We start from the raw sequence: 17822 nt of genomic DNA on the forward strand, positions 1-17822 counted from the left end.
CTCAATCAGCTCCAACAATCGCCAGAAGATCACTCATTTTCTTTAGCATAAAATCAGGGCGATGCTTTAAAAGGGCCTCTTCTCCCTTAATTGACCAAGCAACACCTGCTGTTTTTGTCCCTGCCGCTTGACCAGACAAAATATCGTGATAATTATCGCCGACCATCACCGCTTCATGTGGATCACTGCCAAGCTTGGATAATGCCAGCTGGACTGGCTCCGGATGCGGCTTCTCATTTTGGACATCATCGAGCGTCACAATCACTTCAAAGAATGGCTCTAAACCGGTCAGCTTCAATCCCATTAACACTGTGTCACGTATCTTTGTTGTGACAATTCCAAGCTTAAATCCTCGATCCTGCAAGACTTTCAATGTATCTATAACAGTCTCATATTCAGTCACGAGCAGATCATGCTGTTCATGATTAAACGTACGGTACATCTGAATCATGTCATCCGTTAGATTAGGGTCCATCGCAGAGAATGTATCAAATAATGACGGACCAATGAAATGGAGGATCTCTTCACGGCTGTACTGACCAGGGTAATAATGATCAAGCGTATGTTGAAATGAAGCAATAATTAATTCATTCGTATTGATTAATGTGCCATCTAAATCAAATAGCACGGTGTTAACAGTTGATTCGTTCATATGGCTTCCTTTCTAACAACTGCGAGCTCGCGCTTTCGCCAAATATAGCTAATGGCAGCTGTTAATAAAATAGCAGATATCAGACGGATGACAAGAAGCGGCCACACAGGAATCCCAAGTGGAATAAATATCAGCGTGTCTTCGACTACTGCATGGCAGGCAACAAGGAAAATGAAAGCAAGGGTTAAATCCTTTTTACTCACGCCGTCCTCTTCCACTGCCTTCATCATCACGCCAGCTCCGTATGCTAGACCAATGGTTAACCCAGCGACCATCGTCATCGACGTATTTTCTTTCATTCCAAGCATTCTCGTAAATGGAGACAGCCACTTAGACAGCGTATGGAGCCATCCTAAATCTCTCATGAATTGAATGATGATCATGAGAGGGATGACGATACAGGCGAGCTGGAGCACACCGAGTACGGCTTTTTGTAAAGCGACAAGGACGATCATGTACCAGCTGGAAGGCACATCAGCCGTTTGGGCTGCTGTCAGCAGTCCATATTGTGCCGGCTCCTGGCCTCCCTGCCAAACGAGATGAATGACAATAGCCGAAACAACAGCAAGACTGATTCTGACCAGCAAAATGACAGACACTCTCAGTCCAACCTTTGCTGCCACAGTCGATTCGATGATCAGGTTGTGACAAAAGGACAGCATCACGGCCAAAATAAACACTTCCTTCACAGGAAGATCTAAAGTCAAAATGGCCGCTATGCCCGCATACAAGTTCAGCACATTTCCTAACACAAGCGGAATGGCTGCTTCTCCTGAAAGACCAAACAATCCCATAAATGGCCGTATGAATTGAATGATCCAATCCATAACAGGCGTATGCTGCAAGATACTGACGAGAATGGTAACCGGAAAGATGACTTTTCCAAGTGTCCAAGTTGTCGATAGCCCTGCTTTTAAGCCGTTTTTCCATGTCTCCTGCATCCTTCTGATCCCCCCTGCTTTAATTCGATGAGTTGTTCTCTTTATACGGGATCGATGCGTGACCTTTGATTCTTCTAAAGATCAGCAGCAGAACAGCCACTACAAAAATGGCAATTGAAATCATTTGAGCGATTCGAAGATGTTCTGTCAGCATCAAACTGTCCGTTCTCATACCTTCTATGAAGAAACGACCGATTGAATACCAAATTAAATAAGACAAGAAGATTTCGCCTCTGCGCATCGATGTTCTACGTAATAAAATCAAGATCACAACACCGGCAAGATTCCATAATGATTCGTATAAGAACGTTGGGTGATAATACGTCCCATCAATATACATTTGATTAATGATAAACTCAGGCAAATGCAAATTCTCTAAAAAGGCTCTTGAAACAGCCTCACCATGCGCTTCCTGATTAATAAAATTCCCCCAGCGTCCAATGGCCTGCGCTAGTAAAATACTAGGTGCTGCTACATCGGCTATTTTCCAGAAGGACACCTTTTTCACTTTTGTGAAGACGATCGCTGTCAGCACAGCACCTATCAGCCCGCCATGAATGGCAATTCCGCCATGCCAAATCTTAATGATTTCATTTGGGTGCTGCTGATAGTAATCCCATTCGAAGGATACATAATAAATTCGTGCACAAATAATCGCTATTGGAATGGCAAATAAGATTAAATCAATAAACGTATCTTTATTGATTCCTCTTTTCTCACATTCTCTCAGTGCGAGCCAGAGTCCTAGTAAGGCTCCGACCCCAATGATCACACCATACCAATGAACCGAAAGAGGTCCGAGCTGAAAAGCAATCGGATCAATTGGCTGAATCGCTTCGTTCATATAGACAACTCCTATTCATCTTGGCCATTGTCTTCAATGACATCGGCTAGTTTACTTGTAAATTGTTCCGCCGCATTATGTCCCATGCGTTTTAACCTGAAGTTCATCGCAGCCACCTCAATGATAACCGCTAAGTTTCGACCAGGGCGGACAGGAATGGTCAGCTTCGGTACATCTGTATCGATGATTCGCATCTTCTCTTCTTCAAGTCCTAAACGATCGTACTGTTTGCCTTGTTCCCAAAGCTCAAGGTTCATGACAATCGTAATTCTCTTATAGCTTCTGACAGCGCCAGCTCCAAATAAGGTCATCACATTAATGATGCCTAACCCGCGGATTTCTAAAAGATGTTCAATCAGCTCTGGTGCGCTTCCGACTAGCGTATCCTGATCCTCTTGACGGATTTCCACGCAATCATCTGCGACCAGCCTGTGTCCTCTCTTCACTAATTCTAAGGCTGTTTCACTTTTTCCTACTCCGCTTTTTCCAATTAACAATACTCCTACACCATATACATCTACGAGCACACCATGAATTGCGGTCGTTGGTGCAAGCTTACTTTCTAAAAAGTTGGTCAAACGACTCGAAAGTCTTGTCGTTTTTAGGCTTGAACGTAACACAGGTACACCATTTTCATTTGAAGCTTCAATTAATTCCTTCGGCACTTCACGATCTCGTGACAAAATAATTGCAGGGGTAATATCAGTACAAAGAGACATCATTCTCTGCTTTCGTTCGCGTTCTGGGAGCTGTTCAAAAAAAGAAAGCTCTGTTTTCCCTAAAAGTTGAACTCTTTCTTTTGGGTAATATGTAAAATAACCAGCCATTTCAATACCTGGTCTGGAAAGATCACTGATTGTAATGGGACGATTAATCCCTTCTTCCCCACTTACCAGTTCAAGATGAAATTGTTCCATTATGTCCTTCGTACGAACTTTCGGCACGCTTCTTCCTCCTTTTATCACAGGCGATTCAGAAATACAGCTCTATTTTATCACTTTCAATGATGATCCCAAAACAGTATTTTATCCTGATCCTGTTTCAGTTCATTTACTGGTATAGACAACTATACTTAAAAAGGGTAAACTAAATTCAAAGACAACGAATAAGGGGGCACAACCATGAGCAGCTCTTTATTGCTCTCCAATATTCATATTGTGACAAAGACTGAAATGATTGCAAACGGTTTTGTCGGTTTACGCGACGGCAAGATTGACTATATTTCAACAACACCACCGACAGGAAATTATGAAAAAGTATATATTTCCCGGGAAAACTTTTATCTACTTCCCGGAATGATTGATATTCACATCCATGGCGGATATGGAGCAGATATGATGGATGCGACATCAGAAGCCATGAATACACTCGCTGACAACTTACCGTCAGAAGGAACGACAAGTTTTTTAGCCACAACCATCACTCAAAACCATCATGAGATAGAGCAAGCACTTAAAAATGTCGCCAAGTGGAAACAATACAATGAAGAACAAGCAGGCGTTCAGGCACAATGTTTAGGTATCCATCTTGAAGGTCCTTTTATTTCTAAAGATAAAGCAGGGGCACAGCCTGTTCAATGGATACAGCAGCCCGATCGCCCTCTTTTTGAAAAATGGTTGGATGCTTCTGAACGGCTTATTCGAATTGTCACGTTCGCACCTGAGGAAGACCCTGATTTTGCTTTTCTTTCCTTGTTGCAAGAAAAAAACATTATTCCTTCTATTGGACATACGAATGCCCATCATGACATGATTGAATTAGCAGCAAAGCATGGTGCACGCCATGTCACGCATCTTTATAATGCACTGAGTTCGTTTCAGCATCGTGAACCAAACGCTGTAGGAGCTGCTCTTACAAACGACGATCTCCATACTGAGCTGATTACGGATGGGATACACTCCCACCCACTTTCCATCAAGCTTGCGTATTTGGCAAAAGGAAGTGATCGTTTAATGATGATCACAGACTCGATGCGCGCAAAAGGACTTGGAAATGGCACGTATGAATTTGGGGGTCAAACAGTCACAGTGAGCGGCGAACAAGCTTTACTGGCAGATGGTACACTTGCAGGATCGATTCTGCGAATGAAAGATGGCGTCAAACGGATGAAACAGATCACACATTGCGAATGGACAGAGATCGCAAAGATGACCTCAACTAATGCAGCCATTCAGCTAGGACTTGATCAGCAGCTTGGTTCGATTGAAGTTGGAAAACAAGCAGACCTTGTGATCTGGGATGAGTCTGGTGAACTAATGATGACGATCTGCCATGGACAAATCGTCTTTGAGAAAAAGGAGGCCAACCACTAATGAACATCATTGAATTTGAAGATAAAGAACAATTAGGAAAAGAAGCAGCAGCCCTGATCGCGCGCACAATCGCTTCTAAACCAGATGCCGTACTCGGCCTGGCAACGGGCGGTACACCTCTTGATACGTATCAAGAGTTAATTCACCTTCATCAATCACAACAATTGTCTTTCAAACAAACAAAAACAGTCAATTTAGATGAATATGCAGGCCTTGATCCAGATCATGAAAATAGTTATATGACCTATATGAAACGTCATTTATTTGATCATATTGATCTTCCACAGGATCAGTATTTCCTTCCAAATGGCGCTACATCTGATTTAGAAAAGGAATGCTTAAGATATGATCAGCTCATTCAAGACATAGGCGGCATCGACCTTCAGCTTCTTGGAATCGGTCAAAATGGACATATTGGTTTTAACGAGCCCGGTACCCCATTTAACTCAAAGACTCATGTCGTGCAACTAGATGAAAACACACGGCAGGCCAATGCAAGATACTTTTCTTCTATTGATGAAGTGCCTACACATGCCATCACCATGGGCATTGCAAGCATTCTTTCTAGTAAAAAGATTCTCCTTCTTGCATCAGGAGAATCAAAAGCGAAAGTGATACAATATTTAGAACAGACTGAGATACACCCAGACTTCCCAGCATCTGCTCTGAAACTTCATGAAGATGTGACGATTTTGATTGATCGAGAAGCTGGTTCACTACGCTAAAGCTAAACACGAGAGGATTTTCACATGTTTATTGATAAGCAGTCACCTATTCCGATGTACCATCAGATTATGGAGAACTTGAAAAAACAGATTGAGGATGGAACATTAGCACCTGATACACTCATTCCTTCTGAAAGAGAATATGCCGAGCGCTTTGGTATAAGTCGAATGACTGTCAGACAAGCCTTATCGAACCTTGTGAACGAAGGATATTTGTATCGACAAAAAGGAAAAGGCACCTTTGTGAGTCGAAAAAAATTTGAACAGCCGCTTCAAGGCTTAACAAGCTTTACAGAGGATATGCGTCAGCGTGGTCTTAAAGCTTCAAGCCAGCTGATTGATTTCACAAAAACCGTCTGTCCAGATCACTTGCTGCCTGTCTTACAACTGTCAAATGGCGATGCTATATTTGAACTCAAACGGATACGCCTCGCAAATGATGAACCGATGGCGATTGAAACGAGCTATATCCCTGAAGCATTTGCAGGAGATTTAACAAGGGAACATTTAACTGGCTCTATATATGAATATATAGAGACTCAAACAGGCCTTACAATTGCTCATGCAAAACAAGAGCTTGAAGCGAATGTGGCTTCAAATGAAGAAGCACATGTGCTGTCTATTTCAACAGGCGATCCCGTGCTCTCAATCGCAAGAACGACTTATTTTCAGAATGATATTCCGTTTGAATATGTTCTTTCCGTTTATAGAGGAGATCGTTACAAGCTCATTCATACAATGGAAAGATAAACAGTGCCCTTATAAAAGGAGCACTGTTTTTATTTCCTAAGAAATGTTTCTTCACGATCATTTTTTGTATGAATTTTCCATATCGGTGAAATCGCTTTTCCTTGAAAACGATCTTTTGCTACGGTGTACCAATAATAGTCTTCGTTTGGCTTTAAGCCTTTCCACTCAAAGCTTGCTTTTTTGCCGCTTTTTACGCCGCGCGCCTCTCCTAACAAAACATTTGTGTACACATTGAGTTCAAAATAGTTGGTTTTGACAGATTTCATTTTCGGCGTCAAATCCACATCGATTGAAAATTCATCCTGATCTCCATACGTTTTAGGATCGTAGAAATGCTCTTGATTCATGTAAGGTGAGTATGTCGTAAAATGAAGCTGGTTTTTTTCTTGATCGGCTGTTATCAATCGCATAAACCCTTGTCCACCTTCAGGCCCTGACTGATAATCGGCGAGTATTTGATATACTTTCCGGTCTACTTTACCATCCTTGTCATCGTCAAGCTCATCTACTTTCCTGCTCGCTCCGTGATAGTGACCGCTAAATACCGCCACTATATTGGGATGGCGTTTCACTACCTGGTGGAAGATGAGGTCGCCAATCGGACTGCGGTTGCCACTGACCAACAAATACTCATGGAAATTTAAAATGACGATACGGTCTGGATGCTCAGAAATCACACGGTTCAACCAATCAATTTCATCTTGCTTAATCCCCCAGCCCATGTATACCATCATATAATCATTGCCACCGGCAGAGATGAGATCATAATGACCTCGATTGTTTTGATAGGATTCACCATAGTACGGTTTATTTGCAAAGCGTTTCTCACCGAAATATTTCCCATATTCCGCATAAAAACCGTCCTTATGTCGAACATCATGATTTCCTGCTAAAACACCATAAGGAATCTGATGCTCATCTAACACGCGCATAAACGTATCGGCTCGTTGCCATTGTTTATCTTTTGAATCATCCACAATGTCACCTGTATGGAACACATATTGAATGTTTAACTTTCCTCTCTGGTCTCTGATCCACTCGACCATTTGTTTAAAGATATGAGGATAGCTCTTTGCATAATATTGTGTGTCAGACATCCAAACCATCTTATATGGCTTTTGCGCTTTACTGATTTCATCCTGTACAAGCAAATCAAACGTATGATTCTTCATGTACTGTCTGACGGACAGCAGTCCTTTCAGGTAAAATTCCTTTTGATCCTTAGCAAAATGATGAGTAATTTTATCCCACTTTTCTTGCTGATGATTCCATGCATACATGGTCACCTTTCTCCCTGTCAATGAACTCCCTTTCCATATCGCTTCGACGACATCCTTTTCACGTACATCTTGATGAACCTTGATTTGAAAACGATGATAGGGAAAACGATGTAAATCCTTCGTTTCAACTGACTTACCATCAGCAAATGCAATGCGATTCCTTTCTTCATGAGAAAAGATCATTTCTCCTTTTTCGTTAAAGCTCTTTGGCGGTTCTGTCTCCGCTGCATATTTCAAAATGTTCATTGATGGATGCAACGATGTATATTGATACGCACGGTAAAAGGAATAATCCAGCTTATCATTCGTTGGATCCTTGGTGAGCACAGTTTGCTTTGACGATTTCATTTTCGTCTTATCTGCTACACGCTCTGGTGGCTCAGGGTGTTCATGTACCGTCTTGAATTCCTTTTTCAACGTTGACATGTTTCCCGCTGCATCCTTTGCTTTAATTGTCAACGTGTGCTCCCCCGGGTTTAATTCGCTAGAGGACGTCTGGTATGGCAAGGAAATTGGCTTGCCATCTACATATGCTTTCATCTCTTCTATGTCACTCCAACGATCCGTTACCTTTGCTTTTAACGTAAAGGCTCCTTTATATGCATCCTTTGTTTGGACGTTGGTTTTAATTTTTGGACCCGTATTATCGACCATCACATGTACAGATGCATGCTCGTCTGAGGTTTTGGCCTCAATCAGGTGCGGCCCCTCTTTCAACCTTCTTGTATCCCACTTCATAAACGTTGAAACATAAGCTTCTTTTGGTATTTCAAATTGAAATGTTCTGACCTTTTTGGCGTTACCGCTGTCTCCCATTCTCCATTCTTTTTCCGGCTTTGCATTGATTGGAGGAATTTGAGTTCCATTCGATAAAATCATCCGGACGTTTTTTAGTTCAAAATCATCGTGATTCTCACCAGGCAACCGATCAACTGGAGAAGATTTTGTTCCTGCATGGAAGGAGATCGATTGGAGACCTGCTTTTTTCATCTCTGCTTCTGGTATTGGCATTGTATAGGTACGATACACTTTTGTCGAATCATCAAAAATTGAAAGTAAGTGCTTACCTATGGACACACCATTTTTAAAATATAAATTTGTCCCTTTGACATCAAATGCAATATATGGATCTGCTTCAAGGGCAGAAAACACTTGCTGATTCCGCTTTCCATCTATCAATAATTCAATGCTTTTTTTCTGATCAGACGTTGCTTTTAATGGATATAATCCTGAAACCGTATCTCCTTCTTCTACATTGAATCGAAGGCCATGAGCTTTGCTAACTTGCTCCACATCAATCATTTTTTTCATCGTCATTGCTGTATTTTCACCGTCTGACGCTTCAAGCTGATATTCCAATTGTTCTTTACCAATCAACTCAGGTGAGTAAATAATATGATGAAATAATCGGTCATTATGATCTTTTTGAAGCAGTATTTCCTTAAAATCATCTTTTCGATTTGTTCGATAGCGAAGCTTGACGGTTTTGACGACCTGATCATCCTGTACATCTGCTTTAATCTCTATGCTTTCAGTTGGTTTCACTGGTTTCCTCACTGTCATATCTTCAATCACAGGTTTATGGATATCTTGAGAAATTTCTTTTTTCTCAGATGGAATTTGTGCTTTTAGCACTTTGCCAGGCGTAGGCTCTTCTTCAATTTTCGAGATCAGCTTCATTTGCGAAGTACCGTCCATTGGATATTTGAACAGCAAAGATTTATGCTCACTAAACCATGATGGCTTTAAGCGAAATGCTGCTGAAGAAATCTCCTCCCCTATATTCGTTGTAATGGAAACAAGACGAGATTTAGAGTTGGACAGCCCTTTGCTTTCGATGACAGATACATGCTCTCCCTCTTTTAATTGACTTTTGTACATGGCATTGAAGTCCGCTACAGTTAAATGCTCCTGTCCTTTTTTCCTCAGCCAGAAAACATACGGTTTTCCAGGTGAAAGAGTGACTGGATTTGTGTGAAAGGAATACACATCATCCATTTCGGTTCCTTGTGCAGGATTGCGGTAGCGAAGCTGATAATGTTTAAGAGAGATAGGCTCATGTGTTGTGTTATATACCTCAATAAATTCAAATGCATCTTTGCCTTTGCGATTTTTTGAATTGACAACAATTTCTGTGATGACTAAGTCCGGAATGCGCGAAAGATCCTCTTCAAATCCATTTAAGTGGACAGATTGTTCTGCCGTTTTGATCACGGACTTTTGCGTAAGAAACTCTGTATAGTAACGAACGGTTGAATTCCATAATTGATCTGGCGGAATTTTCGCTGTAAATTCTGGCTTCATACCTGGCAGCCGTTCCATTGGGATCAAACGGTACCCTAGCTCATCACTTTGTTTATAATACAAGTTCGCAGACAAAATTTGTTCCGGATCCGTAATCGACGCACGAAACTGGAGATCACGGCTTTTTTCCCCTAGAACTGGACGGACATCCACATGAAAGGGATCAAAGATAAAAGGAGAAAAAGGCTTGTCCGGTATATTGACCTGTGTTTGAATAAAAGGCCCTGCTGAAGCAGGCTGATTGAAACAAAAAAGAATGATAAAAAAACATAAAAGCATGATTTGTCTGCTCACGTTCACCATCGTGCACCGCCTCCCTTCGGATATTGTGTCTCCTGAAGGAAGTTTTTATGTCAGATGAAACGGAGAAACGATACAAAATGGGTCAAAAAAAACCGTTAGCTTTTTTTCGCTAACGGCTCCACAATTCCTTTTTGTATCAACAGATGGAAAATGGATAAGATGACAGCCATCCAAATGGCCGTTCCAAACCCATCAATATTAAAACTATCGCCCATAAAACTTGATGTCATCATAAGTGTGATGGCATTAATCACAAATAAGAACAATCCTAGTGTAAGAACGGTTACTGGAAGCGTTAAAATGATCAAAAACGGCTTCACTAAAATATTGAGCAAGGATAAAATGATACTTGCCACAATGGCTGCGCCAAACCCTTCAATATATACGCTCCCAAGCCCTGGCAGAATGCCTGAATCAAAATATCCAGCAATGACGATTAAAAGTAATGCATTGACTAAAATACTGACGATCCATCTAAGCATTTAGTTAGTGCCTTCTTCCGGAACAACAAAATACCAGATGAAGTAGACCAAGAAAATCGGCATAAATGCTGTCATAAATCCGATGATGACCGTTAATATGCGAAGCAGAGATGCATCGACCCTTAAGTATTCGGCAAGTCCACCAACAACACCCGCTATTTTTTTATCTGTTGCTGAACGATAAAGCTTCTTCATGTAGAATCACTCCTTGTCTGATTGGTGCTTTACTTGTATTGAACCTGTTTTTGTTTCTGCAAAAATGGATATACTGTTCACTGCCTGTTGGTTGGCTTTGATCATTTTCTCTTTTTGTAATGTCTCATTTTTCTCTTTAATCATCTCTGCATCAAGCAAATCGTGAGAAATAGACCCAAGATTGCTTTTCAGCTCAGCGGTCACTGCACAAGCACGCGGGATCTGGACGTCCACACTGCCTGTTGTCGTTTTCGCATAAATGGAACGGCACTTCTCATCCGACAGCTGAACAGCAATGTTTCCGTTAAAGCTTTGGGCATCAATTGACTCACTTTTCCCGCGCAGGTCAATAAGCCCATTAATGGTTTCTACTTCAATCATACCACACTCGTGATCCGCCAGTTTAATTTGTCCGTTTGCTGTTTCAATTCCAACCTTTTCCGCCTGTAAAGAGGCAAAAGAGACAACACCATTGGTGGTTTTCGCAGTAAGTTCTTTTGTCTTTAGCTTTTCCCCGCGGATCGGACCATTAAACAGCTTAACCTTGATTTTATCGTATTGGATACGTGGCACATATAAAGTGACATTGACTTTCATTGTCTTCTTTTCGGTCCGGATAAAAAATTTATCCCCTTCGAGGCCGCAGTCCAATTGATTGAGAAATTGCTGTCTTGCCTGCTCTCCGTCTTCTGCACGGTAGATTTTCGCATGGCATTCTGCTCGAATATCGCCATCGTCCCAAGGCATCACATTGAGACTGCCGTTCGCCAATTGAATATCTAAATGAGAGAGCGAGGCGTCTTTGAACTGAAAAATGTGATCAACGTCGACCGACTGTCCAAAGTTCAAATCAAGATCTACGTCTTTCACCTTTTTCACCGCAGAATCTAACCAGCCAAACAGCTTTGCACCAAGATTTTCTGTACCAGTTCCTTTGCTCTCCGTGCCTGCTTTTTCTTCATGAAAGGTGTGATCAACCGTTGATTTTTCTAATGAAACAGACGGATTTTCCTCCAATTTTTCAAGCAGCGTAATCGCTTCTTTTGCAGATAATGTCCCGTCTTCTACTAATTTTAAAATGCGTTCTTTTTCATTCATACAAAGCCCCTCCTACGATTTGATGGATTGAAGTACTTTAATACCTTGAATGATATTCCAAATGACAGAGATCAAAAAGCCAATAGCGACTAAAAAGGACAAGATGAGCATCGTGATCACTGGCATAAGTGAGTCACTTGCCTGTGTCGACAATAAAAATGGGATAGACCCAAAAACCAGCAACACGCACGCTGCGACTGGCAAAACATGTGACCATAATGCCCGCAACGCGTGCCGTTTCGGTTCCTTTTGGTCGACTACAAAATATGCCACGATCGGTACAATAAACGGCATAAAAAATACACTGAAATAACAAATTGATGCAATGATCGACTGATCTCTATTCATATATATTCGCTCCTTCATGATGAAAATTCCTTTCTAACTCATACGTTTATTGCGTATCAAAAGTTTCAAAATCATTCAATTTACATATGACCTTAGACACAAATTACATCTTTTTGCACCTAAGTGTAGATTCTTCACGGATTACCCTTTAAAATATGTTGAAAAGATGGTGATTATCATTATAGGGGGTAATTATTTTGACAGATCATCATAATACTAACCACACGGCTCAAACGCTTTTAGACCTTATACAGAAACAAAAAAGCATGAACAGCGATATGATCAGGGAGCTTGAGACCATTCATCCGTCTCATCCACAGTATGGTGATATCCGTTATTTAAAAGTACTGCTCGACAGCAGCAGCACGCATATTTTAAAGGATTTAACGCAGCTCAGTCATTTAATGCCAAAGGAAGATGCGCAATAAAAGAAAACCCCTCTTAACGAGGGGTTTTTTTATGATGAAGTCACACTTTCTGTTTCTTTGACCAACTGTTTCATTCGTTTACGGTCACGCTCTAAAATAGGCTTTAAGTATCGACCAGTGTAAGAAGCTTTTTCTTTTGCAATTTGCTCAGGAGTCCCAGAGGCAATGATCGTTCCGCCGCCAGCACCGCCCTCTGGTCCGAGATCAACGAGGTAATCAGCAGCCTTGATAATATCAAGGTTATGCTCAATCACTAGCACCGTATCTCCGTTTTCGACCAAACGCTGAAGCACTTTTAATAAACGGGCAATATCATCCACATGCAGACCTGTTGTCGGCTCGTCTAAAATATAAAGAGACCTTCCGTTTGAACGGCGGTGAAGCTCAGATGCCAATTTCACACGCTGGGCCTCTCCCCCGGACAATGTCGTCGCAGGCTGTCCAAGTGTAATGTACCCTAGTCCAACATCAAAAATCGTTTGAAGCTTCCGCTTAATTTTCGGGATGTTCTCGAAAAATTGGAGTGCGTCCTCCACGGTCATTTCAAGCACATCAGCAATGTTCTTCCCTTTATATGTGACTTCAAGTGTCTCGCGGTTATACCGTTTCCCGTGGCACACCTCACAAGGCACATACACATCAGGTAAAAAGTGCATTTCGATTTTAATGATGCCATCTCCGCGACATGCCTCACAGCGTCCACCTTTGACGTTAAAGCTGAATCTCCCTTTTTTATACCCTCGTACCTTTGCTTCATTGGTTTGTGCAAACACATCCCGCACATCGTCAAATACACCTGTATACGTGGCAGGGTTGGATCTTGGCGTACGGCCGATTGGAGATTGATCAATATCAATCACCTTATCTAAATGATCCATTCCTTTGATTTCTTTGTGCTGTCCTGGCTTCGCCTTCGCTCTGTGCAGTTTTTGCGCAAGTGATTTTAATAGAATTTCATTCACAAGCGTACTTTTCCCTGAACCAGACACACCGGTCACAGCTGTAAAGACGCCTAGAGGGAACTTCGCATTGACGTTTTTCAGGTTGTTTTCTTTTGCACCTTTGATCTCAATATAGCGGCCGTCAGGCTTTCTTCTTTCGATCGGCAGCGGGATAAATTTCTCTCCAGATAAATATTGTCCTGTTAAAGATTTCTTGTCCTTCATGACTTCTTCCGGCGTTCCAGCTGAAATCACTTCTCCTCCATGAACTCCTGCTCCAGGTCCAATATCAATCAAATAATCAGCGGCTAACATCGTATCTTCATCATGCTCTACGACAATGAGGGTATTCCCGATGTCACGCATGTTTTTCAATGTCCCGATCAATCGGTCATTATCACGCTGATGCAGACCAATAGATGGTTCATCTAATATATAAAGAACACCTGTCAGCCTTGACCCGATTTGAGTCGCCAGACGAATCCGCTGCGCCTCTCCTCCGGATAGTGTGCCAGCCGACCGGCTCAATGTGAGGTAATCTAATCCCACATTATTTAAGAAGGACAAGCGCTCTTTGATTTCACGTAAAATGAGCTGAGCAATCTGCAAATCTTTCTCAGACAACTCGATTTCACCATATAAATCAAGGGCATCAGAGACAGACAAATCAGTGATTTCTCCAATATGTTTGCCATTGATCAGAACCGCAAGCGTCTCTTTTTTCAGACGATATCCTTTACATGTCGGACATGGCTGGTTCGCCATATATTTCTCCATTTGCTCACGAATATAATCAGAGCTGGTTTCTTTATAGCGTCGTTCAATGTTACGAAGAACACCTTCAAATTCAATTTCATTTTCACGTACCTGACCAAAATCATTTTCATATTTGAAATAAATCCGTTCAGAGCCGCTACCATATAAAATTTTATCGAATAAATGCGACGGTATATCTTTCACCGGAATGTCCATGTCGATGCCGTAATGTGTACATACTGCCTCAAGAAGCTGAGGATAGTATTGTGAGCTCTGCGGCTCCCAAGGGGCAATGGCATGCTGTCGTAATGTCAAATCCTTATTAGGAATGACAAGCTCAGGGTCAACTTCTAGTTTAGAGCCAAGCCCATCACAGCTCGGACATGCACCAAAAGGACTATTAAATGAAAACATTCTCGGCTCAAGCTCACCAATAGAAAATCCGCAGTGCGGACAGGCATGATGTTCACTGAATAACAGCTCTTCTTGTCCAATCACGTCAATCATCACACGGCCTTCACCTAGTCGCAGCGCCGTTTCAAGGGAGTCAGACAGCCGAGCCGCAACGCCCTCCTTCACCACGATTCGGTCAATCACGACTTCAATGGAATGCTTCTTGTTCTTTTCAAGCTCGATCTCTTCTGATAGATCTTCCATCTCTCCATCGACTCTTACTCGCACATAGCCTTGCTTTCGAATTTGATCAAGTACTTTAACATGTGTTCCCTTGCGGCCAGATACGACCGGCGCAAGCACTTGCAATTTCGTTCTTTCTGGATATTCTAAAATACGATCTGTCATCTGCTCAATCGTTTGGGACGTAATTTCAATCCCATGTATCGGACAAATAGGCTTCCCAACTCGAGCATACAAGAGTCGTAAATAATCGTAGATTTCAGTAACGGTTCCAACTGTTGATCTAGGGTTCCGGCTCGTCGTCTTCTGATCAATACTAATCGCCGGAGAAAGACCTTCAATGGCATCTACATCCGGTTTATCCATTTGACCGAGAAATTGGCGCGCATACGCTGAAAGAGATTCAACGTACCTGCGCTGACCCTCTGCATAAATGGTATCAAAGGCAAGAGACGATTTTCCTGAACCAGATAAACCCGTGATGACCACTAGCTGGTCACGCGGGATATTCACATCAATATTTTTAAGGTTGTGGGCTCTAGCACCTTTCACCTCTATTCGTTCCATAGCCATCAGGCAATCATCCTTCCGCTTTTAGCTCTAGCAATAGATCTCTTAATTCTGCTGCTTTTTCAAAATCAAGCGCTTTTGCTGCATCTTTCATTTCCATCTCGACCTTTTCGATCACTTTTTCTCGTTCTTTTTTGCTCATTTTTGACAGCTTTGGTGCTGCATTTGTTTCATATTCTTCCGATTCTTCATGTATCTTTGTTGCTTTAATGGCATCTCTAATTTTCTTATGGATGGTTTGCGGAGTAATTCCATATTTCTCATTATACGCCTCTTGCTGCTCTCGTCTTCGCTTCGTTTCTTGAATCGCAATATCCATTGATTTGGTCATTTTATCTGCATACATAATGACCCGGCCTTCCGAATTTCTCGCGGCACGGCCTATCGTCTGGATGAGGGATCTTTCAGAGCGTAAGAAGCCTTCTTTATCTGCATCTAAAATCGTCACGAGCGAGACCTCTGGAATATCCAGTCCTTCACGAAGAAGGTTGATTCCCACAAGCACATCATATTTTCCAAGACGCAAATCGCGAATAATCTCAATCCGCTCAAGGGTCTTAATTTCTGAATGCAGATAATTAACTTTGATTCCGATCTCTTTTAAGTAATCTGTAAGATCTTCAGACATTTTCTTCGTCAGCGTCGTCACAAGCACACGTTCATTTTTCTCAACCCGCGCATGAATTTCTCCAATTAAGTCATCAATTTGCCCTTCAATCGGACGCACTTCAATGATTGGATCAAGTAAACCTGTTGGACGAATAATTTGTTCCACAACCTCAGGTGTTTTCTCAAGCTCATAAGGACCAGGAGTGGCAGATACATGCACAATATGATTGATATGCTTTTCAAACTCATCAAAGGTGAGCGGTCTGTTATCAAGTGCTGAAGGCAGACGGAATCCGTGATCAACCAACACTTGCTTTCTTGCTTGGTCCCCGTTGTACATCGCACGGATTTGCGGGATCGTCACATGTGACTCATCAACAACAATCATAAAATCATCCGGGAAATAATCAAGCAATGTGTAAGGTGTTGAACCAGGAGGACGCAAGGTCAGGTGCCTTGAGTAGTTCTCGATTCCTGAACAAAAGCCCATTTCTCTCATCATCTCAAGGTCATATCTTGTCCGCTGCTCAAGGCGCTGCGCTTCTAGCAATTTTCCATTATCTCGAAGTTTTTCGAGCTGCTCTTCAAGCTCTTGTTCAATATTAATAATCGCTTTTTCCATTTTTTCTTCTCTTGTGACGAAGTGAGATGCTGGGAAAATAGCCACATGCTCACGATCACCGAGTATTTCTCCAGTGAGTGCATCCACTTCACGAATACGTTCAATTTCATCACCGAAAAACTCCACTCTGATACAATGTTCATCACGTGAAGCAGGAAAAATTTCAACGACGTCTCCTCGTACTCGGAAGGTTCCGCGCTGAAAATCTATATCATTACGAGAATACTGAATGTCCACCAGCTTACGAAGAAGCTGATTGCGTTCAATCTCCATTTCAGTACGTAAAGACAGCACAAGCTCTCGGTATTCCTCTGGCGAACCTAAGCCATAAATACAGGAGACACTGGCAATGATGATGACATCTCTCCGCTCAAATAACGAGGACGTAGCGGAGTGTCTCAGCTTATCAATCTCATCATTGATGCTGGCATCCTTTTCAATAAATGTATCAGTCTGAGGCACATACGCCTCTGGTTGGTAATAATCATAGTAACTCACAAAATATTCGACAGCATTATTCGGAAAAAATTCCTTGAACTCGCTGTATAGCTGACCGGCAAGTGTCTTGTTATGCGCAATGACAAGTGTCGGTTTGTTCACTTCTTTGATCAGGTTGGATACAGTAAAGGTCTTTCCCGTACCTGTAGCACCTAACAGCGTTTGATGCTGTTTCCCCTGATGTATCCCCTCAACAAGCTTTTCAATTGCCTTCGGCTGATCTCCTTGGGGCTGATAGTTAGAAACTAATTCAAAGCGGTCACTCACATCAAAGCCTCCGTTTCGTTACGAAATCTATCTAATGAATATATTATCATAAAAGAACACAAAAATACGAACTAAAGTTCGGCTCTTACTTGATTTTTATTTCCAATACAGTCATACCCTCTCTTCAATACCAAATAACCCTCTTGCGAAAACCTTCCTTTCAGTATGGAACATTTTGGTGAGAGATATTCGATGAGCAGAAAAAGAGAACAAAAGAAAGCTGCACTCACTAGAATTCGTAAGCACAGCTTATAAAACGTC

Annotated in this window: 15 protein-coding genes; 4 read left to right on the forward strand and 11 right to left on the reverse strand. The window is 41.9% G+C overall.

Translation table 11 applies throughout. From position 1 onward, the window contains the following. Window position 1 precedes the first annotated feature (1 nt). From ppaX to hprK, 4 genes are read right to left on the reverse strand one after another with little or no spacing between them, the layout of a single operon-like run. Window positions 2–652, reverse strand: coding sequence for a pyrophosphatase PpaX (gene ppaX, locus MHB83_RS01905; RefSeq protein ID WP_050944282.1), 651 nt, complete (start codon window positions 650–652; stop codon window positions 2–4). Then, window positions 649–1593 (reverse strand): nucleoside recognition domain-containing protein, encoded by a 945-nt coding sequence (locus MHB83_RS01910; protein ID WP_003213258.1) that lies wholly within the window; start codon window positions 1591–1593, stop codon window positions 649–651. Before MHB83_RS01910 ends, ppaX begins: the two co-directional genes overlap by 4 nt. A gap of 19 nt (window positions 1594–1612) precedes the next feature. Then, entirely contained in the window at window positions 1613–2437 is an 825-nt protein-coding gene (gene lgt, locus MHB83_RS01915; RefSeq protein WP_003213250.1) for a prolipoprotein diacylglyceryl transferase, read from the reverse strand. 11 nt (window positions 2438–2448) lie between these two features. Continuing rightward, window positions 2449–3381 carry an HPr(Ser) kinase/phosphatase gene (gene hprK / locus MHB83_RS01920; RefSeq protein ID WP_003212943.1) on the reverse strand — a complete coding sequence of 311 codons (933 nt, stop codon included), beginning with the start codon at window positions 3379–3381 and terminating at the stop codon, window positions 2449–2451. 177 nt (window positions 3382–3558) lie between these two features. On the opposite strand from hprK, the gene nagA reads away from it, so the two are divergent. Genes nagA through MHB83_RS01935 form a run of 3 tightly spaced genes read left to right on the forward strand, consistent with a single transcriptional unit; the run spans window position 3559 to window position 6224 of the window. After that, complete coding sequence (nagA, locus tag MHB83_RS01925) at window positions 3559–4749, forward strand: N-acetylglucosamine-6-phosphate deacetylase (RefSeq protein WP_050944289.1); 1191 nt, start codon at window positions 3559–3561, stop codon at window positions 4747–4749. Then, on the forward strand, window positions 4749–5474 hold the full coding sequence (gene nagB, locus MHB83_RS01930; protein ID WP_310025454.1) for a glucosamine-6-phosphate deaminase: 726 nt from the start codon (window positions 4749–4751) through the stop codon (window positions 5472–5474). Before nagA ends, nagB begins: the two co-directional genes overlap by 1 nt. Before the next feature lie 24 nt (window positions 5475–5498). Continuing rightward, window positions 5499–6224, forward strand: coding sequence for a GntR family transcriptional regulator (locus MHB83_RS01935; protein WP_050944292.1), 726 nt, complete (start codon window positions 5499–5501; stop codon window positions 6222–6224). 29 nt (window positions 6225–6253) lie between these two features. On the opposite strand, the gene MHB83_RS01940 is transcribed toward MHB83_RS01935, so the two are convergent. From MHB83_RS01940 to MHB83_RS01960, 5 genes are all read right to left on the reverse strand, one after another. Further along, window positions 6254–10111, reverse strand: coding sequence for a metallophosphoesterase (locus tag MHB83_RS01940; protein ID WP_050944295.1), 3858 nt, complete (start codon window positions 10109–10111; stop codon window positions 6254–6256). A 95-nt stretch (window positions 10112–10206) separates the two neighbouring features. Further along, window positions 10207–10593, reverse strand: coding sequence for a phage holin family protein (locus tag MHB83_RS01945; protein WP_003213568.1), 387 nt, complete (start codon window positions 10591–10593; stop codon window positions 10207–10209). Then, a complete protein-coding gene (locus MHB83_RS01950; RefSeq protein ID WP_003213763.1) occupies window positions 10594–10788 on the reverse strand; it encodes a PspC domain-containing protein in 195 nt (64 codons plus the stop codon). It lies immediately after the preceding gene. Window positions 10789–10794: 6 nt separating this feature from the next. Then, complete coding sequence (locus MHB83_RS01955; protein WP_340901190.1) at window positions 10795–11886, reverse strand: DUF4097 domain-containing protein; 1092 nt, start codon at window positions 11884–11886, stop codon at window positions 10795–10797. A gap of 12 nt (window positions 11887–11898) precedes the next feature. Continuing rightward, window positions 11899–12234 carry a hypothetical protein gene (locus MHB83_RS01960; RefSeq protein WP_012011387.1) on the reverse strand — a complete coding sequence of 112 codons (336 nt, stop codon included), beginning with the start codon at window positions 12232–12234 and terminating at the stop codon, window positions 11899–11901. A gap of 197 nt (window positions 12235–12431) precedes the next feature. Here MHB83_RS01960 and MHB83_RS01965 point away from each other — a divergent pair, with 197 nt between their 5' ends. Beyond that, window positions 12432–12662, forward strand: coding sequence for a hypothetical protein (locus tag MHB83_RS01965; protein ID WP_003213489.1), 231 nt, complete (start codon window positions 12432–12434; stop codon window positions 12660–12662). A 29-nt stretch (window positions 12663–12691) separates the two neighbouring features. Here the strand turns inward: MHB83_RS01965 and uvrA are convergent, their stop codons facing one another. Continuing rightward, window positions 12692–15568: an excinuclease ABC subunit UvrA gene (gene uvrA / locus MHB83_RS01970; RefSeq protein ID WP_050944298.1), complete on the reverse strand. Its 2877-nt coding sequence runs from the start codon at window positions 15566–15568 to the stop codon at window positions 12692–12694. Window positions 15569–15575: 7 nt separating this feature from the next. Beyond that, a complete protein-coding gene (uvrB, locus tag MHB83_RS01975) occupies window positions 15576–17561 on the reverse strand; it encodes an excinuclease ABC subunit UvrB (RefSeq protein WP_050944300.1) in 1986 nt (661 codons plus the stop codon). Window positions 17562–17822 lie beyond the last annotated feature (261 nt).

Source organism: Bacillus sp. FSL K6-3149 (assembly GCF_038630515.1).
In the GTDB taxonomy this organism is placed as follows: domain Bacteria; phylum Bacillota; class Bacilli; order Bacillales; family Bacillaceae; genus Bacillus; species Bacillus pumilus.